The sequence below is a fragment of the Streptomyces sp. NPDC031265 genome (genome assembly GCF_055570295.1).
Map to the genome: position 1 here is coordinate 160,434 of NZ_JBVIHM010000013.1, position 20,710 is coordinate 181,143.

Annotated in this window: 18 protein-coding genes; 8 read left to right on the forward strand and 10 right to left on the reverse strand. The window is 73.4% G+C overall.

Going from position 1 to position 20,710, the window contains the following annotated elements:
- Nucleotides 1–145 precede the first annotated feature (145 nt).
- From ACZ499_RS21415 to yczE, 4 genes are all read right to left on the reverse strand, one after another.
- Nucleotides 146–520 (reverse strand): RNA polymerase-binding protein RbpA, encoded by a 375-nt coding sequence (locus ACZ499_RS21415; RefSeq protein WP_067155573.1) that lies wholly within the window; start codon nucleotides 518–520, stop codon nucleotides 146–148.
- A gap of 254 nt (nucleotides 521–774) precedes the next feature.
- Complete coding sequence (locus ACZ499_RS21420) at nucleotides 775–2,127, reverse strand: MFS transporter (RefSeq protein WP_468409198.1); 1,353 nt, start codon at nucleotides 2,125–2,127, stop codon at nucleotides 775–777.
- 57 nt (nucleotides 2,128–2,184) lie between these two features.
- Complete coding sequence (locus ACZ499_RS21425) at nucleotides 2,185–2,949, reverse strand: glycerophosphodiester phosphodiesterase (RefSeq protein WP_468677010.1); 765 nt, start codon at nucleotides 2,947–2,949, stop codon at nucleotides 2,185–2,187.
- Nucleotides 2,946–3,662, reverse strand: a complete 717-nt coding sequence (yczE, locus tag ACZ499_RS21430) for a membrane protein YczE (RefSeq protein ID WP_468677012.1) — start codon at nucleotides 3,660–3,662, stop codon at nucleotides 2,946–2,948. The genes ACZ499_RS21425 and yczE overlap by 4 nt, the downstream gene beginning before the upstream one ends.
- A gap of 64 nt (nucleotides 3,663–3,726) precedes the next feature.
- On the opposite strand from yczE, the gene ACZ499_RS21435 reads away from it, so the two are divergent.
- Nucleotides 3,727–5,223, forward strand: coding sequence for an SCO1417 family PLP biosynthesis transcription factor (locus tag ACZ499_RS21435; RefSeq protein ID WP_468677015.1), 1,497 nt, complete (start codon nucleotides 3,727–3,729; stop codon nucleotides 5,221–5,223).
- A 10-nt stretch (nucleotides 5,224–5,233) separates the two neighbouring features.
- Here the strand turns inward: ACZ499_RS21435 and ACZ499_RS21440 are convergent, their stop codons facing one another.
- Together ACZ499_RS21440 and ACZ499_RS21445 are read right to left on the reverse strand one after the other, a co-directional pair.
- Nucleotides 5,234–6,787 carry an ATP-binding protein gene (locus tag ACZ499_RS21440; RefSeq protein WP_468677016.1) on the reverse strand — a complete coding sequence of 518 codons (1,554 nt, stop codon included), beginning with the start codon at nucleotides 6,785–6,787 and terminating at the stop codon, nucleotides 5,234–5,236.
- 38 nt (nucleotides 6,788–6,825) lie between these two features.
- Entirely contained in the window at nucleotides 6,826–7,020 is a 195-nt protein-coding gene (locus tag ACZ499_RS21445) for a hypothetical protein (protein WP_067155558.1), read from the reverse strand.
- A gap of 322 nt (nucleotides 7,021–7,342) precedes the next feature.
- On the opposite strand from ACZ499_RS21445, the gene ACZ499_RS21450 reads away from it, so the two are divergent.
- The 4 genes from ACZ499_RS21450 to ACZ499_RS21465 all read left to right on the forward strand — a co-directional run bounded on the left by ACZ499_RS21450 (nucleotide 7,343) and on the right by ACZ499_RS21465 (nucleotide 13,313).
- Nucleotides 7,343–7,735 (forward strand): ankyrin repeat domain-containing protein, encoded by a 393-nt coding sequence (locus ACZ499_RS21450; protein ID WP_371651093.1) that lies wholly within the window; start codon nucleotides 7,343–7,345, stop codon nucleotides 7,733–7,735.
- Nucleotides 7,736–7,990: 255 nt separating this feature from the next.
- Nucleotides 7,991–9,409 (forward strand): HEAT repeat domain-containing protein, encoded by a 1,419-nt coding sequence (locus tag ACZ499_RS21455; RefSeq protein ID WP_468677019.1) that lies wholly within the window; start codon nucleotides 7,991–7,993, stop codon nucleotides 9,407–9,409.
- 95 nt (nucleotides 9,410–9,504) lie between these two features.
- Nucleotides 9,505–9,744, forward strand: a complete 240-nt coding sequence (locus ACZ499_RS21460) for a hypothetical protein (RefSeq protein WP_468677020.1) — start codon at nucleotides 9,505–9,507, stop codon at nucleotides 9,742–9,744.
- The gene (locus ACZ499_RS21465; RefSeq protein ID WP_468677021.1) at nucleotides 9,741–13,313 is read left to right on the forward strand and encodes a hydantoinase B/oxoprolinase family protein; all 3,573 of its coding nucleotides are present in this window, start codon (nucleotides 9,741–9,743) and stop codon (nucleotides 13,311–13,313) included. Before ACZ499_RS21460 ends, ACZ499_RS21465 begins: the two co-directional genes overlap by 4 nt.
- On the opposite strand, the gene ACZ499_RS21470 is transcribed toward ACZ499_RS21465, so the two are convergent.
- The 4 genes from ACZ499_RS21470 to ACZ499_RS21485 are packed head-to-tail and all read right to left on the reverse strand — an operon-like array spanning nucleotide 13,301 to nucleotide 16,882.
- Nucleotides 13,301–14,215, reverse strand: a complete 915-nt coding sequence (locus ACZ499_RS21470) for a 5-oxoprolinase subunit C family protein (protein WP_468677023.1) — start codon at nucleotides 14,213–14,215, stop codon at nucleotides 13,301–13,303. The two genes, ACZ499_RS21465 and ACZ499_RS21470, sit on opposite strands and share 13 nt — an antisense overlap.
- A complete protein-coding gene (locus tag ACZ499_RS21475; RefSeq protein ID WP_468677089.1) occupies nucleotides 14,212–14,832 on the reverse strand; it encodes a 5-oxoprolinase subunit B family protein in 621 nt (206 codons plus the stop codon). Before ACZ499_RS21475 ends, ACZ499_RS21470 begins: the two co-directional genes overlap by 4 nt.
- 14 nt (nucleotides 14,833–14,846) lie before the next feature.
- Nucleotides 14,847–15,608, reverse strand: a complete 762-nt coding sequence (locus ACZ499_RS21480) for a LamB/YcsF family protein (RefSeq protein ID WP_468677025.1) — start codon at nucleotides 15,606–15,608, stop codon at nucleotides 14,847–14,849.
- Complete coding sequence (locus tag ACZ499_RS21485; RefSeq protein ID WP_468677027.1) at nucleotides 15,605–16,882, reverse strand: MFS transporter; 1,278 nt, start codon at nucleotides 16,880–16,882, stop codon at nucleotides 15,605–15,607. The genes ACZ499_RS21480 and ACZ499_RS21485 overlap by 4 nt, the downstream gene beginning before the upstream one ends.
- A 188-nt stretch (nucleotides 16,883–17,070) precedes the next feature.
- Here ACZ499_RS21485 and ACZ499_RS21490 point away from each other — a divergent pair, with 188 nt between their 5' ends.
- The 3 genes from ACZ499_RS21490 (at nucleotide 17,071) to ACZ499_RS21500 (ending at nucleotide 20,653) form a co-directional block, all read left to right on the forward strand.
- On the forward strand, nucleotides 17,071–17,775 hold the full coding sequence (locus tag ACZ499_RS21490; RefSeq protein ID WP_468677029.1) for a GntR family transcriptional regulator: 705 nt from the start codon (nucleotides 17,071–17,073) through the stop codon (nucleotides 17,773–17,775).
- 77 nt (nucleotides 17,776–17,852) lie between these two features.
- Nucleotides 17,853–19,376, forward strand: a complete 1,524-nt coding sequence (locus ACZ499_RS21495; RefSeq protein WP_468677032.1) for a hypothetical protein — start codon at nucleotides 17,853–17,855, stop codon at nucleotides 19,374–19,376.
- 431 nt (nucleotides 19,377–19,807) lie between these two features.
- Nucleotides 19,808–20,653: a hypothetical protein gene (locus ACZ499_RS21500; RefSeq protein ID WP_468677091.1), complete on the forward strand. Its 846-nt coding sequence runs from the start codon at nucleotides 19,808–19,810 to the stop codon at nucleotides 20,651–20,653.
- Nucleotides 20,654–20,710: the final 57 nt, after the last annotated feature.

Consider the following 20,710-nt stretch of genomic DNA (forward strand, 5'->3'; position numbering starts at 1 on the left):
GGGGGGAAAAACAGGTCCCCCCTCCCCCCGCGACCCCCTGAGGTTCACGCCGGGCGATGCCTAAAAAAAAAAAAAGGGCCGCCCCACCCCCCCCGCCCCCCCCCCCCCCTCGACTCTTCGGTTTCCGCCAAGAGCGCTTGCGCGCCTACGCGGACTTGCGACTGTCGCGCGGATGCACGGCAATGTTCATGGCGCCGGAACGCAGAACCTCCAGCCTTTCGGCCAGAACCTCCTCCAGCTCTTCGCGGGTGCGCCGCTCCATGAGCATGTCCCAGTGCGTACGCGCGGGCTTGCCCTTCTTCTCTTCAGGACCTTCGCCGTCCACGAGGAGTGCCATGGCGCCACACGCCTTGCACTCCCACTCCGGCGGGATGTCTGCCTCCACCGAGAACGGCATCTCAAATCGATGTCCGTTCTCGCATGCGTACTCCACCGCCTGGCGCGGGGCCAGATCGATGCCGCGGTCGGTCTCGTAGCTGGTCACCACGAGGCGCGTGCCGCGAAGAGCTCGCTCACTCATGAATCGTGCCTCCCGGGCTTGTCGCCCACAGGACAGGTGTCGCTGTCGTCGTCATCCGGTCAACGTCCGGTCGGCGGTAAAGATTCCCGTTGTGGGTCATGTGTCGCCGTCGTGCCGCCCCTTGTTGTACCCACCAGTGCCCGGTTTGTCACATCTGGCAGCAGATGTCACCCAGCGTCTTCACTACTTGAGCACGCAGTAACGGTCCGCCTGGCAGGCCAAAGGCGTACACTACCGGCCTTTCACTTCAACGTCTAAATCCGCGCCGGAACCGGGTTCCCCGCGGCCGCCACGGCGGCCCTCACCGGCACCCGGGCGAGCAGCGCGAAGCCGGCCACGAAGAAGATCACGAGGGAGATGATCGCATCCCGGTAGCTCCCGGTCAGCTGATACGCGAGCCCGAACACCAGTGGCCCCAGCCAGCTCAGCCCGCGGTCGCTCATCTCGTAGGCCGAGAAGTACTCGGCCTCCTTGCCGCTCGGCACCATGTGTGAGAAAAGCGACCTCGACAGCGCCTGGCTGCCGCCCAGGACCGTGCCGATCGCCGCCGCCAGGACGAAGAAGAGCGCGGGCGAGCGGGCGGGCAGGAAGTACCCGGTGCCCAGGATCAGCGCCCACACCGCCAGCGAGGCGAGGATCGTGCGCTTGGCGCCGTACGTCTGCGCGAGCCGCCCCATCCCGAGCGCCCCGGCCACCGCGAGCACCTGCACGAGCAGCACGGCGACGATCAGCGTGTTCTGGTCGAGCCCGAGCTCCTCGGAGCCGTACAGCGACGCCTGCGAGATCACCGTCTGCACGCCGTCGTTGTAGATCAGATAGGCGAGCAGGAAGGCGAGCGTGAGCGGACGCGCGCGCATGTCGCGCAGCGTCGCGACGAGCTGGCGCCAGCCCGCACCCACCTTGCCCTCGGCCGGGGCGTGCCCGGCGGGCGCGCCCCGGTCCCGCAGCCGCCGCAGCGGTACGAGCGTGAAGGCGCCCCACCAGACCCCCGCCGAGGCCAGACAGATCCGTACGGCCGTGCCTTCGGAGAGCCCGAAGCTGTCGTGGCCCGAGTAGAGGATCAGGTTGAGGATCAGGACGAACGCGCCCGCGGTGTAGCCGAAGGCCCAGCCGCGCGAGGAGACGCGGTCGCGCTCCTCGGGGCCGGCGATCTGCGGCAGATAGGCGTTGTAGAGCACCATCGAGACCGACAGCGCGGCATTGGCGACGATCAGCAGCGCCGCGCCGAGCAGATAGCGGTGCCCGTCCAGGAAGAACATGCCCGCGGTCGCCGCGGCTCCGGTGTACGCGGCCGCCGCGAGCAGCGGCTTCTTGCGGCCGCTGCGGTCCGCGGCGGCGCCCACCATCGGCATCAGGACCACCGCGAGCACCACCGAGGCGGACACCGCGTACGCGAAGAGGGACCCGGCCCGCACCGGAACGCCCAGCGGGTGCACAAAGCCGTCCGCGTCGGCGGCGTCCTTCGCGATCGTCGTCAGATAGGGCCCGAGGAACACCGTCAGGACGGTCGTCGAGTAGACCGAACACGCGAAGTCGTAGAAGTACCAGCCGCGTTGTTCGCGGCGGCGGTCAGGGTCCGGCGCCGCCTCTGCGGCGGCCCGGCCCATGGTCTCGGCGGTCAAACCCCGCGCCCTCTCGTTCGTTCTTCGGGCGCGCGCCGGGTGTCAGAACCCGGTTCCCCGGTCGGTCAGTACCTTGCGCAGCGTCTCCAGATGATCGGTCATGATGCCATCCACGCCGAGGTCCAGGAGTTTCGTCATCCGATCGGGATCATTGATTGTCCATACGTGTACCTGCAGGCCCAGGGCGTGCGCGGTCTCCACGAAGCGCCGGTCCACCACCCGGACCCCGCTCTGGGCCTCGGGCACCTGCGCGCACACCGCGCCCCGGCGCAGCGGCACCGGGACGCCGAGCGAGCGCAGCCTCAGGGCGGCGACGCCGCGCACCCCGTACGAGGTGGCCAGGCGCGGGCCCGCCAGCTCGGCGGCCCGGGCCACCCGGGCCTCCGAGAACGAGCCCACGCACACCCGGTCCCACGCACCGGTCCGGCGGATCAGCTCCACGAGCGGGCCGAGCGCGGACTCGGCCTTGAGGTCGACGTTCCAGCGGGCCTCGGGGAACGCCTCCAGGAGCTCCTCGAAGAGCGGCAGCGGCTCGCGGCCCGCTACCCGGGCCTGGCGCACCTCGGTCCACGGCAGATCGGCGATCCGCCCCACGGCGTCGGTGACCCGGTCCAGGGTGGAGTCGTGGAAGGCGACGAGGCGGCCGTCCACGGTGGTGTGCACATCGGTCTCGAAGTACCGGAAACCGGCCGCCGCGGCCCGGCCGAAGGCGGCCGCGGTGTTCTCGATGCCGTCGGCCGCCCCGCCGCGGTGGGCGAAGGCGATCGGCGTCGGGTGGTCCAGATAGGGATGGCGTACGCGAGTCACCCGCGCAGTATCGCCTGTGCCGGTGCCGCCCCGGTGACGGGCTCGGCGGCGACGGCGGGCGCGGGCTCCGGGGCCGCTGTCCGCTCCGGCCCGGGGGCGGCGAAGACGCGCAGGAAGAACTGGGCGAGCGGGCCGATGGCGAGGGCGTAGGCGACCGTGCCGACGCCCAGCGAGCCGCCGAGCAGGAATCCGGTCGCCACCACCGCCACCTCGATCGAGGTGCGCACCAGCCGGATGGAGCGGCCGGTGAGCCGGTGCAGCCCGGTCATCAGACCGTCGCGCGGGCCGGGGCCGAACCGCGCCGAGATGTACAGGCCGGTCGCGACACCGTTGAGCAGGATCCCGCCGGCCAGCAGGGGGATCTGCGCGGCGAACCCGTGCACGTCCGGCACCAGGGCGAGCGTGGAGTCCATGGCGATGCCGATGGCGAAGACGTTGGAGACCGTACCCAGGCCCGGGCGCTGCCGGATCGGGATCCACAGCAGCAGCACGAGCGCGCCCACGATGATCGAGACGACGCCGATGGTCAGCCCGGTGCGCTCGGCGATCCCCTGGTGCAGCACCCCCCACGGTTCGAGCCCGAGCCCGCTGCGCACGAGCAGCGCGGAGCTCACGCCGTACAGCGTCAGGCCGACGTAGAGCTGGAGCAGCCTGCGGGTGAGGTGCGTGGACACGTGAGTGCCCCCCTGTCTGGTGGTAGTGGACCGGCGCATGACACTCTGTGGCTGGGAAACCCCTCCCAACCATGGCCAATTCGGGGAAGGTGGACTGACTTTCATGGCGCAGTGGACCTCGGCGGTCGGGCCGGCACAGCTCGCCCGTCAGCTCAACGCACAGCAGCAGCCCCGCCCGGCGGGCACCCGCAAGCCGCCCGCCTACCGGGCGCTCGCCGACGGGATCCGCCTCCTCGTCCTCGAAGGACGGGTGCCGGTGGCGGCCCGCCTCCCCGCCGAGCGGGAGCTGGCCCTGGCGCTCTCGGTCAGCCGCACCACGGTCGCCGCCGCCTACGAGGCGCTGCGCGGCGAGGGCTTCCTGGAGTCCCGCCGGGGCGCGGGCAGCTGGACGGCCGTCCCGGCGGGCAACCCGCTGCCCTCGCGCGGCCTGGAGCCGCTGCCGCCGGAGTCGCTGGGCTCCATGATCGACCTGGGGTGCGCGGCGCTGCCCGCGCCCGAGCCGTGGCTGACCCGTTCGGTCCAGGGCGCCCTGGAGGAGCTGCCGCCGTACGCGCACACCCACGGCGACTATCCGGCCGGGCTGCCCGCGCTGCGCCAGATGCTCGCCGAGCGGTACACGGCGCGCGGTATCCCGACCATGCCCGAGCAGATCATGGTCACCACCGGCGCGATGGGCGCCATCGACGCCATCTGCCACCTCTTCGCCGGGCGCGGTGAGCGGATCGCGGTCGAGTCGCCCTCGTACGCCAACATCCTCCAGCTGATGCGCGAGGCCGGGGCCCGGCTGGTGCCGGTCGCCATGGCCGAAGGGCTGACCGGCTGGGACCTGCCCCTGTGGCGGCAGGTGCTGCGCGACTCCGCGCCCCGGCTCGCCTATGTCGTCGCCGACTTCCACAATCCGACCGGCGCGCTGGCCGACGAGGACCAGCGCCGCGCCCTGGTGGACGCGGCCCGCTCGGCCGGGACCGTGCTCGTCGTCGACGAGACGATGTCCGAGCTCTGGCTGGACGAGGGCATCGACATGCCGCGCCCCGTCTGCGCCTTCGACCCGGCGGGCGCGACCGTGCTCACGGTGGGCTCGGCCAGCAAGGCGTTCTGGGCGGGCATGCGCATCGGCTGGGTGCGCGCCGCCCCCGACGTCATCCGCTCCCTCGTCGCCGCCCGCGCCTATGCCGACCTCGGCACCCCGGTCCTGGAGCAGCTCGCCGTCAACTGGCTGATGGCCACGGGCGGTTGGGAGCAGGCGGTCGACCTGCGCCGCGCCCAGGCGCGCGAGAACCGTGACGCGCTGGTGGCGGCGGTCCGCCGGGAGCTGCCGGAGTGGGAGTTCGACGTGCCGGTGGGCGGGCTGACGCTCTGGGTGCGCACCGGGGGACTCTCCGGCTCGCGGCTGGCGGAAGTGGGCGAACGGGTCGGTGTACGGGTGCCCTCCGGCCCCCGGTTCGGCGTGGACGGCGCCTTCGAGGGGTACGTACGGCTGCCGTTCACGGTGAGCGGCCCGGTCGCGGACGAGGCGGCGGCGCGGCTCGCCGCGGCGGCCCGCCTGGTGGAGAAGGGCGCGAGCAACGGGGGCGAGTCGCCGCGTACGTTCGTGGCGTGACGGGCGCCTGTCAGCCCTCCGCCGGCACCGCCTGCTGGCGGGGCGCCGCCTCCACCGGGAGGTCGCGCTCCGGGAGCAGGTCCAGGACCGCCTGGCGGTGCTGCTCGCTGGTCGCGTCGTCGTACGGGTCCGGCGTCGCCGGGACCTGGAGGCGCAGGACGGGCCCGGTGCCCAGGCGGGCGTAGCCGCGGCCTGGCGGGACCGCCGTGGTCGGGGTGGTGTGCGGCGGGACGCCGAGGACCCACTCGGCCAGCGCCGGGGTGGAGGGGCCGAGCACCACGCGCGCGCGGGTGTGCGTGCGTACCGGCTCGGTCAGCGCCTCCAGGCTGTCGAACTGCTCGGCGACCACCACGGTCACCCCGGCCGCCCGCCCGTGCCGCAGCGGGGTCTGGAGCAGCTGCTGCGGGTCGGCCCGCCCGTCGGCGGCGGCCAGGTGCCCGAAGACGCTCGGCCGGTCGAGCAGGATCCACAGCGGCCGTTTGATGTCGTCCGGGGCCGGGTGGCCCCCCTGGCGGGCGCGGTTGGCGGCGATGAGCCGGCGCTCGGTCTCGTGCGCTGCCCACTCCAGCGTGGCCAGCGCCCCGGCGAGGCCGCACTCGACGGCGAGCACGCCCCGGCGCCCGGTCAGACACGCGTACTCACCGGTGCCGCTGCCCTCCACCACGAGCACGTCGCCGTGCTGGAGCACCTGCAGGGCGATGGAGCGCAGCAGGGTCGTGGTGCCGCTGCCGGGCTCGCCCACCACCAGCAGGTGCGGCTCGGTGGAGCGCGGGCCGGTGCGCCAGACGACCGGCGGCGCGTCGCGGACGTCGTCGCCCTCGGTGACCGGCACGGTCCGCTGCACCGCGTCGGCGTCGGTGAACCCGAGCACGGTCTCGCCGGGGCCGACGACGAAGCGCTGGACGGCGATCGAGGTGGAGAGCGCGTCGAGGACGCGCATGACGAGCTGGTTGCCCTCCTCGTCCCACTCGAAGCGGTACTCCCGGCCGCGCCCGGACTTGGTGTGCAGCAGCTGTTCGATACGGGCGCGCGCCTCGGGCTCGCCGTCCGTGAAGTACGCGGGGTAGTGGATGAGGAGCCGGGTGACGCGGCCCGCGTCGTCGAACTCGTACTCACTGAAGGTGTTGGCCCACTCCCCGCCGTGGGCGAAGAGCGGACTGGGGTCCTCCGCCACCGAGAAGTAGGGCACAAGCGCCTCGTAGAGCGCCTGGAGGCGGCCGGTCTCGGCCTCGTCGGGCCCGGTCTTGACGGGGGTGCGCTCGCGGCCCTTCCAGGCGGCCGCGGCCATCACCGTGATCAGGGCGAGCAGTGGCCCGTACGGGATGAGCGCGACCACCAGGACGACGGCCGCCACCAGGAACAGCGCGGGACCACGTCGTTCCCTGGGCGTGGCGGTCCACTTGCCGCGCAGGGCGGCGGCGATCAGCCGCAGGCCGCGGCTGATCGTGATGAGCGGATGGAGGACGTCGGTGGCGCTGTCGGCGGCCGTGCGCGCGATCTCGCGGCTGCGGGCGATCGGCACGCTCGTGCTGCTCAGAATGCGGGGGAGTGGTCGCCGGGCCACGTCGGTCTCCTGAGGGGGTGGTCGGGACTGGCGGGAGGTCAGAACTTGATCCCGCCCAGCAGGCTGGCCAGGCTCTGGCCGCCGGCCTTGATGCTCGGGGCGATCGCGGTGCCCGCGAGGTAGAAGCCGAAGAGGGCGCAGACCATGGCGTGCGACGCTTTCAGGCCGTCCTTCCGGAAGAAGAGGAAGACGATGATTCCGAGCAGGACGACGCCTGAGATGGACAGGATCATGAGAAGTTCTCCTGGTTGATGGGGACAGTCACCATGAGTTCTTCCAGGATCACAGGAAGTATCTATGTGATAAAAGATGCAATCGGGTGAAATTCTCTGATTTTCACTGGAGTGGCGGACATGGAACCGGGTCGCGGGCGGGACACTGTGCGGCTGCGGCGCCGGATGCCGTCACTCGCGGTGAGATGTGCCCCGGGCGGGCCGAACCATGTCGCCCGACGGGCAGTACCCTGTCGATTCACTCGTACGGCCCCGGTGCCGTGCGGGCCCAGGTCACAGGCGTTCCGAGGAGCGCCGTACGCAGCGAAGGGCGGTCCGTGCGATGAGCGATGACCTCGATCCCGAGGTGGTCGAGCTGGCGACCAGGATCTTCGATCTGGCGCGCCGGGGAGACGCGGAGGCGCTCGCCGCGTACGTCGACGCCGGGGTCTCGCCGGACCTCACCAATGACAAGGGCCACACGCTCGTCATGCTCGCCGCCTACCACGGGCACGCGGAGGCGGTCTCCGTGCTCCTCGCGCGCGGCGCCGACGCCGACCGCGCCAACGACCGCGGCCAGACCCCGCTCGCGGGTGCGGTCTTCAAGGGCGAGGACGCGGTCGTCAAGGCGCTGCTCGCAGGCGGAGCCGATCCTTCCGCCGGAACGCCGTCCGCGCTCGACACCGCACGGATGTTCGGCAAGACGGAACTGCTCGCACTCTTCGGCGACCGCTGAGGTTTGCACCGGGTGCCCCTGCGTACCTGGTGAGAGGGGCTCGTAAATGTGGTCGCGGTGGCGAAATGCCTGGGTCATCATGACGACGAGCCCCTTCATCAGGGGCAGGGTCCTTACATCGGGGGCCACACGACGAGAGGCAGGAAGATGACTCACAGCAAGAAGACGGCGGACGGCCGAACATGTTGGCGCGCGGCCTACTAGGGCACGGCACGAATCCCGGTTGCGTCAACAGCTTGATGTGAGGCTACTTCCATGTTTGATCCGGTCATAGCGCCGAGCGGTACGCTGCTCGGCCTGCTGCAGCGGGGCCGCGGCGACGGCACCCTGCACGCGCTCGCCGCCCCGCGCCCAGAAGCCCTGGCGGCCCTGAACCACTGTGTACTGGGCGACCCCCGCCACGACTGGCAGGTGGAGAACCGCTCCCTGTACTACGCGCGCCTCTACCTGGATCTCGACGGCGGACTCGACGAGATCGAGGCCCATCTCTTCAGCACCGAGGACGTCCTCGACACCGACGAGCACCGCACCGGTCTCGCGCTCGCGGTCCTCGGCCACCTCGCCTCCTACGGCAGGGACGACGCGCTGCTGCTGCTGCGGCGGTACGCCGTGCGTGGAGCCAACTGGGGCTGGGCCCTGGACGAGCTCGCTCTGCGTGACGACGACGCGGGCCTGCGCGGCCTCGCCGACTCTGTCCTCGCCCGGTTCCCCGGCACCCCCGAGGGCGACGCCGAACTGGCCGCCACCGTCCGGGACGCCTTCGAGCCCCGGCCCTGGCGGCTGTGGGCCGAGGACACCCGGGACGTGGTCGGCGCACGGGTGCGCGCCGCCCAGGAAGCCGGGTCCTTCGACCGCTGGCAGCGCCAGATGCGACCGTCCGGGCCCCGCCCGGGCTGGAGCGTCCAGGCCGTCTTCGACTGGGCCCAGGAGGGTCTGGAGCGCGGCGCCGACCTCACCCTGCCCGCCGCCCGCTGCCTGGGCGCGGTGGCCGGGCCCGACGACCGCGACCTCATCATCGAGGCCGCGCGCGCCGGCTCGGACGGCGCCCGCTGCGCCGCCCTGCACTACCTCACCGAGTCACGCGACCCCCGCGTGCTCGACCTCATCGAGGCCGCCGTCGGCGGCGGCTCCCACACGGTGGCCGAGGCCGCCGTCCACGCCTTCGAGCGGATGTGTGGGCCCGAGGCCGTCGACCGGGCGCGCGGCTGGGTGCACCGGCCCGACGCGCTCGGCGCCGCCGCCGCGGGCGTCCTCGCCTGCCGGGGCGAGGCCGACGACGCCCAGCTGGTCCTCGGTGCACTGCGCGAGTGCGTGCGCTCCGAAGGGCCCGACGCGCCCCTGCTGCGTCCCCTCGTCGACGGGGCCGGACGGCTCGGCATCGGCTGCGCCGCCCCCGTACTGAGGCACCTCTACCGGGAGACCGCCTCCTCCGAGCTGCGCGGCCGCACCGCCCGCGCGCTCGCCGCCACCGACCCCTCCTTCCCCACCGGCTTCGCCGTCGAGTGCCTGTGGGACTGCGAGGAGACCACCCGCGAAGTGGCCGCCCAGTACGCCGAGCTCGTCGACGCGCGCGTGGCGGAGCGGCTGCGGCGCCTGGCCGACGACCCGGCCGAGGAGGCCGAGGTACAGAGCGCCATCCACAACCGGATGGGCCCGGACGCCTCCGCGATATGAGCCGATAGGGCCCTATGGGCGCTGTCCGACTGGACAGCGGCCCGCTGCCGCACCCTGCTCGCCGAGCGCGGCCTCGCGCCGGGCCCACCGCCCTCGTGCGAGCCGGACCGGCCGCCGCGCTCCTGAGGCCGGCGACGGCCGGGGCCGCCCGGGTGGCGCGGCGCTCCACGGGCCTGCTGCCCCAGTTGCTCGGCCTCGCCGGGGCCGAGCAGCGCCACGCCGCGCGCGGCACCGCCACCCACCTCGATCCGCGCGCCGCGGAGGCGCTCTCCGCGGCGCGCGCGGCCATCGGCGCGCCCCCTGGCGCGGGCCGCCTTGCCAGAATGGAGGGATGACAGGGCGCTGGGAGTTCTGGATCGACCGTGGCGGCACCTTCACCGACGTGGTGGGCAGACGGCCCGACGGGCGCCTGGTCAGCCGCAAGCTCCTCTCCCACGACCCGGAGCGCGACCGCGACGCCGCGGTGGCCGGGATCCGGCTGCTGCTCGGCCTCGGGCCCGACGAGCCGGTCCCGGCCGACCGGATCTCCGTCGTCAAGATGGGCACCACCGTCGCCACCAACGCCCTGCTGGAACGGCGGGGTGAGCCGACCGTCCTGGTCGTCACCGAGGGCTTCCGGGACGCCCTGCGGATCGCGTACCAGAACCGGCCGCGGCTGTTCGACCGGCACATCGTGCTGCCGGAGGCGGTGTACGCGCGGGTCGTCGAGGTCGCCGAGCGGGTCGACGCGCACGGCGCCACCGTCCGCCCGCTCGACCTCGCGGGTGTCACCGAGGGGCTGCGGGCCGCCCGGGCGGAGGGACTGCGCAGCGCCGCCGTCGTCCTGATGCACGGCTACCGCTACCCGGACCACGAGCTGGCCGTCGCCGAGGCCGCCCGCGCGCTCGGCTTCACCCAGGTCAGCTGCTCGCACGAGGTGAGCCCGCTCATCAAGCTGGTGCCGCGCGGCGACACCACCGTGGTGGACGCCTACCTCTCGCCGATCCTGCGCCGTTACGTCGACGAGGTCGCCAAGGAACTCGACGGCGTACGGCTGATGTTCATGCAGTCCAACGGCGGCCTGCGGGAGGCGGCGCACTTCCGGGGCAAGGACGCGGTGCTCTCCGGACCCGCCGGCGGCGTGGTCGGCATGGCCCGCACCTCCGGACGGGCCGGCTACGCGCGCGTGATCGGCTTCGACATGGGCGGCACCTCGACCGACGTCTCGCACTACGCGGGCGCCTTCGAGCGGGACTTCGCCACCCAGGTCGCCGGGGTGCGGATGCGCGCCCCGATGATGAACATCCACACCGTGGCGGCGGGCGGCGGCTCGGTGCTCCACTTCGACGGACAGCGCTACCGGGTCGGCCCCGACTCGGCGGGCGCGGTCCCGGGCCCGGCCTGCTACCGGCGCGGCGGCCCGCTCACCGTCACCGACGCCAATGTGATGCTCGGCAGGATCCAGCCCGCCCACTTCCCGGCGGTGTTCGGCCCCAGTGGCGAACTGCCGCTGGACGCCGGGGTGGTACGGGAGGGGTTCGCCGCGCTGGCCGCCCGCACCGGCGGCCGCACCCCCGAGGAGGTCGCCGCCGGATTCCTGGAGATCGCCGTGCTCAACATGGCGAACGCGGTCAAGAAGATCTCCGTGCAGCGCGGCCACGACGTCACCCGCTACGCCCTGACCAGTTTCGGCGGCGCGGGCGGCCAGCACGCCTGCGCGGTCGCGGACGCGCTCGGCATCGACACGGTGGTCGTACCGCCGCTGGCCGGAGTCCTCTCCGCCTACGGCATCGGCCTCGCCGACGCGACCGCGATGCGCGAGCGGTCCGTCGAGGCGGAGCTCGACGAGGACTCCGTCGGGCGGGTGCGCGAGCTGTGCGACGCACTCGCGGCACGCACGCGTGGCGAACTGCACGCCGACAGCGTCGCGGACGAGGCGATCACCACCCACGCGCGCGTGCTGCTCCGCTACGCCGGTACGGACGCGAGCCTGCCGGTGGCCCTGGACACGGCGGACGCCATGAAGGAGGCGTTCGAGGGCGAACACCGCGCGCGGTACGCCTTCACCATGGACAAGCCTCTGGTCGTGGAGGCGGTGTCGGTGGAGGCCGTCGGCGCCGCCGGACCGCACGCCACCCCCGAGGTCGAGGAGTACGCGCGCGAGGGCGCGAGCGGCCCCTCCGCCACCGTGGGCATGTTCGTGGCGGGCGAGCGCCGGGACGTCCCGCTGCACCGGCGCGCCACCCTGCGCCCGGGGGACACGGTGGCCGGGCCCGCGATCGTCGCCGAGGCCGACGCCACCACCGTGGTGGACGAGGGCTGGCAGGCCGCCGCCGGTGCCCTGGGGCATCTGCTGCTCACCCGGGTGCGCCCCCGCCCCGGCCGCTCCGCCGTCGGCACGGACGTCGACCCGGTGATGCTGGAGGTCTTCAACAACCTCTTCATGGCGATCGCCGAGCAGATGGGCGTACGCCTGGAGAACACCGCCCACTCCGTCAACATCAAGGAACGCCTCGACTTCTCCTGCGCGCTCTTCGACGCCGAGGGCAACCTGATCGCCAACGCCCCGCACATCCCCGTGCACTTGGGCTCGATGGGCGAGTCCATCAAGGAGGTGCTGCACCGCAACGCGGGCGCCATGCGGCCCGGCGACGTCTACGCCATCAACGACCCGTACCACGGCGGCACCCATCTGCCCGACATCACCGTGGTGACCCCGGTGTTCGACGGCGAGGAGCTGCGGTTCCTGGTCGCCTCGCGCGGCCATCACGCCGAGATCGGCGGCATCACCCCGGGCTCCATGCCCGCTTTCAGCCGCACCATCGAGGAGGAGGGCGTGCTCTTCGACAACTGGCTCCTTGTCCGGGACGGACGGCTGCGCGAGACGGAGACGCGGGGGCTGCTGACCGGCGCCGTCCACCCCTCGCGCGACCCCGACACGAACCTCGCGGATCTGCGCGCCCAGATCGCCGCCAACGAGAAGGGCATCGCCGAACTGCGGCGCATGACCGACGAGTTCGGGCTCGACGTCGTCCAGGCGTACATGGGTCATGTGCAGGCCAACGCCGAGGAGTCCGTGCGGCGGATCGTGGCGGGGCTGAGCGACGGCTCGTACACGTACGAGACCGACGGCGGCGCCGTCATCCGGGTCGCGGTCACCGTGGACCGCGAGAGCCGCAGCGCCGTACTGGACTTCGCCGGCACCTCGCCGCAGCAGCCGGGCAACTTCAACGCGCCGAGGTCGGTGGTGATGGCGGCCGTCCTCTACGTCTTCCGGACGCTGGTGGACGACGACATCCCGCTCAACAGCGGCTGTCTCAAGCCGCTGGAGGTACGGGTGCCGCCGGGCTCGATGCTGGCGCCGGAGCACCCGGCCGCGACCGTCGCCGGAAACGTCGAGACCTCGCAGGCCGTCACCGGCGCGCTCTACGCGGCCCTCGGGATCCAGGCCGAGGGCTCGGGCACGATGAACAACGTGACCTTCGGCAACGACCGGGTGCAGTACTACGAGACGGTGGCCAGCGGATCGGGCGCGGGAGACGGATTCGACGGCGCGGACGCCGTGCAGACCCACATGACCAACTCGCGCCTCACCGACCCCGAGGTGCTGGAGTGGCGCTATCCGGTGCGCGTGGACGCCTTCGCCGTACGCGAGGGCAGCGGCGGGCGGGGCCGGTGGACGGGCGGATGCGGGGTCGAGCGCCGGATCCGCTTCCTGGAGCCGATGACGGTCGCCCTGCTGACCGGCCACCGGCGCGTCCCGCCGTACGGCATGGCGGGCGGCGCGCCCGGCGGGCTCGGCGCGAACCTGGTGGAGCGCGCGGACGGCCGCAGCGAGCCGCTGGGCGGTGTGGACACGGTCGAGGTGGGCCCTGGGGACGTCCTGGTCGTCCGCACGCCCGGAGGCGGCGGCTACGGCTCCTGACGCCCCCGCTCCTGACGCCTCCGTACGGAAGCGGGGCCCCGTCGTACGGGCACGAACCGCAGCGGTGTGCCGGGCGCGGCCTGTGCGGCGGCGGCCAGATCCGCCCCGGCGACCACGCCCACCACCGGATACCCGCCGGTGGTCGGATGGTCGGCCAGGAACACCACCGGGCGCCCGTCAGGCGGCACTTGGACCGCGCCCCACACCATGCCCTCGCTGGGCAGCTCGCCGTGAACGGCCCGTTCGAGCGCCGGGCCCTCGGTGCGCAGGCCGATGCGGTTGCTCGCGGCGGAGACCCGGTAGCGGCCGGTGGCGAGGGCGGCGAAAGCATTCTCCGTGAACCAGTCGGAGCGCGGCCCCGGCAGCATCCGCAGCACCAACTCCCGCGGCGGCCCCGGCGCGGGGGCAGCGTCCACGCGCGCGTAGTGCTCGGCCGGATGCCCCAGGGGCAGTACGGCGCCGTCCGCGAGCGGCGCCGGGCCGAGCCCCGAGAGCAGATCGGTGGAGCGGCTGCCGAGGACCGGCTCGACGGCGATCCCCCCGGCGAACGCCGTATAGGAGCGCACTCCGCGTACGGCGGCGCCGACCTCCAGGACGGTCCCCGCGGGCACCCGCACCGGCACGCCCCACGCCGCCGGGCGCCCGTCGACGGCCACCGGGCAGGGCGCCCCCGTCACCGCGACGGTGACGGCCCGGCGCGGGCGCACCGCGCACCCGTTCAGCGTCGTCTCCAGGACGGCGGCGCACGGCGGATTCCCCACCAGCCGGTTGGCGAGGCGGCTCGCGGGCAGGTCGAGCGCCCCCGAGCGCGGCACGCCGAGGTGGGCGTGGCCGGGGCGCCCCTCGTCCTGGACGGTGGTGAGCGCGCCGGCCCGCACCACGCAGAAGGCCCGGTCCGTCATGCCCCGCCCCGGGGGACGAAGCGCACCCGGGTGCCCGGTGCGAGGAGTGCGGCGGGTTCCCGGTCCGCGTCCCACAGCACGGCGTCCGTGGTGCCGACGAGCTGCCAGCCGCCCGGCGACGAGCGCGGATAGACGCCGGTGTACGGGCCCGCCAGGGCGACCGACCCGGCGGGGACCGAGGTCCTCGGGGTGGTCCGGCGGGGCACCCCGTACCGCTCGGGCAGCCCGGTCAGATAGCCGAAGCCGGGTGCGAACCCGCAGAAGGCCACCCGGAATTCGGCCGCGCAGTGGATCCGCGCCGCCGCCTCGGGCGAGACGTCCCACACCGCCGCGACCTCGGCCAGGTCGGGGCCGTCGTAGCGGACCGGGATCTCCACCGCCGTGCCCACGTCCGTGCGCGGCGGCGCGACCTCCCAGCCGGGCAGCAGCGTCGCGAGGCGCGCCGGATCGTCCAGACCGTCGAGCAGGACCGTACGGGCCGCCGGGACGATCTCCCGTACGGGCGGCAGGCTTCCGGCGGCGCGGCGGCGCAGCAGCTCGGCGTGGAGGGCCTCGGCGTCCTCGCCGCTGTCCAGCTCGACGAGGAGCGCGCGGTCGCCGACCGCCAGCGTCCGCATCGGCAGGGCACGTCTCACGCGAACGCCTCCACCCGCACGCCCGCACCCTCCAGGGCCTGCCGCACCCGGTGGGCGAGGGCGGCGGCGCCGGGGGTGTCGCCGTGCAGACAGAGCGAACGCGCGCGTACGTCGACGCTCTCGCCGGTAGCGGCGACCACGGCCCCGGTCCTGGCCAGGGCGAGCGACCGCTCGACGACCGCGTCCGGATCGGCCACGACCGCGCCGCTCTCGCCGCGCGGGACGAGCGTGCCGCGCGCGGTGTAGGCGCGGTCCGCGAACGCCTCGGTGACGACGGGCAGTCCGGCCTTCTCGGCCCGCGCCAGCAGCCGGGAGCCGGGCAGCCCGAGCACCGGCAGCGCGCCGCCCGCCAGGCACACCCCTTCGACGACGGCCGCCGCCTGCTCCTCGTCGTGGACGACCCGGTTGTAGAGCGCGCCGTGCGGCTTGACGTAGGCGACCCGGCTGCCCGCGGCCCGGGCGAAGACCTCCAACGCGCCTATCTGGTAGGCGACCTCGGCCGCGAGCTCGTTCGGCGGGACGTCCATGGCCCGCCGTCCGAACCCGGCCAGATCGCGGTAGGAGACCTGGGCGCCGATCCGCACCCCGCGCTCGGCCGCCGTCGCGCACACGCGCCGCATGGTGGCCGCGTCGCCCGCGTGGAAGCCGCAGGCCACATTGGCGCTGGTGACGACGGACAGCAGCTGCTCGTCGTCGGTCAGCCGCCAGCGGCCGAAGCCCTCGCCCAGGTCGGCGTTGAGGTCGATGACCGGGGTCACGTCAGTTCCCGTCCACGTGTCTCGGGCAGTCCGAACAGGGCCACGAAGGCCAGCGCGTAGCCGATCGCGCCGAGGGCCAGCGCGCCGCCCACGCCCCAGCTGTCGGAGAGGTAGCCCACGAAAGTGGGCAGGAAGGCACCGACGGCCCGGCCGCTGTTGTACGTGAAGCCCTGGCCCGTCCCGCGTACCGCCGTCGGATAGAGCTCGCTCAGGAACGAGCCGAACCCGCTGAAGATCGCGGACATGCAGAAGCCCAGCGGGAAGCCGAGGACGAGCAGCAGGGTGTTCGCGCCGGACGGGATGTGCGTGTACACCAGGATGCAGAGCGCGGACAGGACGGCGAAGAGCTGGATGTTCCGCTTGCGGCCGAGCCGGTCGCTGAGCACTCCGCCGGTGAGATAGCCGAGGAAGGCGCCGGAGATCAGGAACGTCAGATAGCCGCCGGTGCCGACGACGGTGAGCCCGCGGTCGGTCTTGAGGTAGGTCGGCACCCAGGTGGCGAGCGTGTAGTAGCCGCCCTGGACACCGGTGGAGAGCAGCGTCGCGAAGAACGTGGAGCGCAGCAGGTCCTTCTTGAAGATCGCGGCGAAGGAGCCGCGCCCCGAGCTGGCCGCGCGCCGCTCGGCTGCCTCCGGGGCGTCGCTGACGTTGCGCCGGATGTAGATCACCAGGAGGGCGGGCAGCGCGCCCGTCCAGAACATCACGCGCCAGGCGGTGTCCGCGTCCACATAGTGGAAGACCAGCGTGTAGACGACGACGGCCAGCGCCCAGCCCGCCGCCCAGGCGCTCTGCACGGCGCCGAGGGTCCGGCCGCGCTCCTTGGCCGAGGCGTACTCGGCGACCAGGATCGCGCCGACCGCCCACTCGCCGCCGAAGCCGAAGCCCTGAAGGGCGCGGCAGACCATCAGCGTCTCGTACGTGGGCGCGAAGCCGCAGGCCACGGTGAACACCGCGTAGGTGATCACCGTGATCATCAGCGCCTTCACCCGGCCGATGCGGTCGGCCAGGATCCCGGCGAGCGCGCCGCCGACCGCCGAGACCACCAGGGTCACCGTGGTGAGCAGGCCGGTCTGGCCGTGGTCGAGGCCGAAGTACGCGCCGATCGCGACCATGCTCAGCGGCAGCGTGAAGTAGTCGTAGGAGTCGAGGGCGTAGCCGCCGAACGCGCCGCCGAAGGCGCGGCGGCCGCGCGGACCGAGGGCCCGCAGCCACCCGAACGGGCCGCCGCTGCCGGGGAGTTCGCCCTCTTTCTGCTGTGCCTTGGTCGTGCTCATCTGCACCTCGCAGGGGGAGCGTGCGCGTGGGGTGGGGGTGTGGCTGTGCGATGACGCCCAAGTTAGAGGATCGTTGAACAATCCGACAAGAGTCGTGTCGGAACGTTCTTCCGTCCCCCGCTCCCTTTCCGTCCTTCTACGATGGAAGCCGTGCGTCGCCGGGAGCCCGGCGGGGGAGTGAGGAAGCCGTGGGAACGACGGAGTCCGAGGTCGGCGGGCTGGCGGACGACCGCCCGCTGCTCGGCCGCACCAGTACGGCCGAGCGGGTCGCGGACATCCTGCGCGGCCGCATCGCCGAGGGCTACTTCCCGCCGGGCGAACGCCTCGCGGAGGACGGCATCGGCAAGGCGCTCGGGGTCTCGCGCAACACGCTGCGCGAGGCGTTCCGGCTGCTGAGCCACGAGCGGCTGCTGGTCCACGAGCTCAACCGCGGGGTGTTCGTGCGGATCCTGGCGGTCGAGGACGTCGAGGACATCTACCGGACCAGACGCCTGGTCGAGTGCGCCGTCGTCCAGGGCCTCGGCAGGCCCCCGTACGCGCTGGAGACGCTGGACGCGGCGGTGGCGGGCGGGGAGCGGGCGGCCCGTCGGCACGACTGGAAGGGCGTCTCCACCGCCAACATCCACTTCCACCGGGAGCTCGTCGGCCTCGCGGGCAGCGCGCGCACGGACGAGCTGATGCGCGGTGTCCTGGCCGAACTGCGGCTCGCCTTCCATGTGGTGGACGACCCGAAACGGCTCCATCAGCCCTATCTCATACGGAACCGGGAGATTCTGGAAGCGCTGCGGTCGGGCGAGCGGAGCGGGGCGGTCCGGCTGCTCGCCGACTATCTCGACGACTCCCGGAGGCAGTTGGTGGAGGCGTACGCCGGGCTGGTGGCGGCCGGCGATTAGCCGGCGGGGGCGGCGGCCGGGCGGTCGTATCTGCGCCGTTTCGACCGTTGTCAGTGCGAGGACCTAATCTGTGCAGCGTGACTTCGCCTGCCTCGACGGAACCCGTTCCGCCCCAGCTCAGCGCGGCGCCGCGCCCGGCACCGGGCCCGGCCGCCGACGAGGGGCTGGCGCGCAGGCTGCGCGCGCTCGCCTGCACCGCCCCGCTGCACGACCTGGACGTGCGCAAGGCGAACCTCGCGGGCGAGTACTCGGTCTACGCGATGGCGGAGGTCGCCCTCGCCTCGATCGACCTCGTCACGCTGAACATGGACTTCGACACGGGCGCCGACCACGAGCAGATAGTGGCCAGGCTGATCCCGCGGGTCGCCGCGCAGGCGCCGGGCCGCCCCGCCACCGAGCACGAGCGGGTGGCCCGCTGGGTCCTGGAGAACCTGATCAACGTCGGCAGCGTGGACCGCGGCTTCCGCGCGGTGTACGGGACGTTCAGCCCGGACGGCGTCTATGTGCGCCGGGACTACGACTTCAAGCTGATCGAAGAGGTCCCGGGGTACGGGGGCAGCGTCTACCTCCGTACGACGGACGAGGCCGTGAACGTGCTGGTGGGCGCGCTCGACACGGATGTCACCAGCGCCCAGATCGCCGCCGAGGTGAAGCTGGAGGTGCTGATCAGCCGGGGCAGGCTGGCCGACGCCCAGCTCGCCGCCGAGCAGGCGCGCTACCGGACCGTGCAGTACGCGGAGACCCTGCGCCGCACCCTGGAGGCGACCCGGCGCAACGTACGCGCGGTCGACTGGCTGAACGCGGTCCCGGACATGATCGCGGAGGCGCTCGACCACGTGGCGGACCGCTACCGGCACGAGAACGCGATCCTGACCAACATCCGCAAGGCCCGGGACGAGGCGGAGGAGCCCGAGCACAAGCGGCGGGCCGCCGAGCTCGTCGACATCGTCAAGGACTGCATCCGGCGCCACACCCAGCTGCAGTCGCGCCTCCTGGAGGCCGGGCCGCTGTTCCGCGCCGAGCAGGACCGCCAGGCGTTCGCGCGCCCGGCCGCCCGGACCGGCCTCGACCTGTACGGGCAGCTGGTCGCGCCACTGCTGCCGCTGCCGGTCGAGGACGCGACACGGGTGACGGACGCGTTCTTCGCGCGCGGGACGGGGCTGCGGACGCCGGTGTCGGTGCGGGTGGCCGACCTCGTCGACATACTGCTCACGCCCCCGATAGAGCGGGAGCACCTCGGCGCGGAGATGCCCGAGCCCGATCTGATCGCCACGCCCGACGACAGCCGCTTCAGCGAGGAGCAGCTGGCGGCGGCGATGGAGCTGCTCGACCTGGAGTACGACGCGCCGCGCCGGCTGTCCGGTCTGCTCGCCGAGGCGCGCGGGCTGGACCCGGAGCTGCCGTACCTGGTCGCACTGCTCGCGGTGCACGCGGCGAGCCCGCCGGTCGGTACGGCGTACCGGCAGGGCGAGGAGCGGCTGCTGTTCGCCGTCGACGACGGGACGCGGCTGGAGGACCCGGAGTTCGGCGGGGCGGACCTGATCGTGGGGACGGCCCGGCTGGACGCGGCGGGGATGGCGGCGGCCCGGGAGGCGGCGTGATGGCCCCGCCCCGCTTCGGGGCTGCGCCCCGGCCTCCGTTCGCCTGCGGGCCATCTGTGGCTGGTCGCGCAGTTCCCCGCGCCCCTTAGGGGCGGGAGCTTCGCTCACCGCCCCGGCTCCTCAAACGCCGGAGGGGCTGAAAACGTGGCCCGGCCCCTTTCTGCCTGCCTTCAGGGGCGAGAGGAACGGCGCGACCAGCCCCCACCGGGCCCGCAGAAAAACAGGGCGGCGAAGCCCCGGGCAGCGAGCCTCACCCCCACCCGGCCCGCCCGCCCAGGGCTCAAGGGAACGGGCGGGGCGGGGGACAGGCCCGCCGCAGGCGCCGACCACCCGCACCGCAGAACACCGCACCGCACACCACCCCCCAAGGAGCCCCCGTGACCGACCACCACCCCGAGCGTGAGCCCGAGGCCGGCGACGGTGTCGGCGACGTGCCCCGCGAGGGGGGCGAGCAGCGGATCACCCCCGGTGACGCCGCCGACGCCGCCCGCCTCGTCGCCTTCGGGCTCCAGCCCAAACTGCTCCCCGCCCGTGACGCGGAGTACGCGGAACTGCTCCGCCGCCACCGCGAGGACCCCGCGTTCGCCAGACTCGCGGACGCCGTCGCCGCGGGCCTCGGGCTCGTCGTCCTGGAGGTCTCGCCCCGCGCCGGCATGGCCGTGACGGCCGCCGAGGACTCCGTCTTCGCCGTCCGCATGGGCGACTACGCCCGCCGCGCCGCCACCGACGCCGCGGACCGCTTCCTGCACGGCCTCGCGCACCTCGCCGTCGCCGCGATGGCCTTCCCCCGCCCCGAGGACCTCGCCGACGACGGCTACATCGGGCGGATCACGGTCAACGGCGTCGACGCGTTCGTACGCCAGGCCTGCCGCCGCCTGGAGGAGCGCGCCGCCGAGCAGGGCGAGAACACCGACCCCGAGACCGGCGCCCCCGGCCTGGAGGCCGCCTGGCGCATCTACGCCCGGCGCAGCTCGACCGGCGCCACCAAGGACGCCCGCCGTCTCGCCGGATCCACCACAGGCATCGTGGCCAAGGCCGTCGCGTTCCTCACCGAGTCCGGCTTCCTCCAGCGGACCGGCGACGACGCGGGCGGCGCGTACCGCACCACCGCCCGCTACCAGCTCCAGGTCCGCGACATGGCCGGCACGGCCGCGCTCACCGAGCTCCTGGAGCTCGGGGTCGTCGCGGTGAGCGACGGCAGCGCGACCCTGCTGCCGCCCCCCGACGGCGACGACCTCGACCTCGCCGCCGACGCCGGGCTCCCGTTCCACGCCTGACCCCTGCAAGAGAACACCCCGCACCAGAACACCCTCACCCCCGCCACATCTACGAGA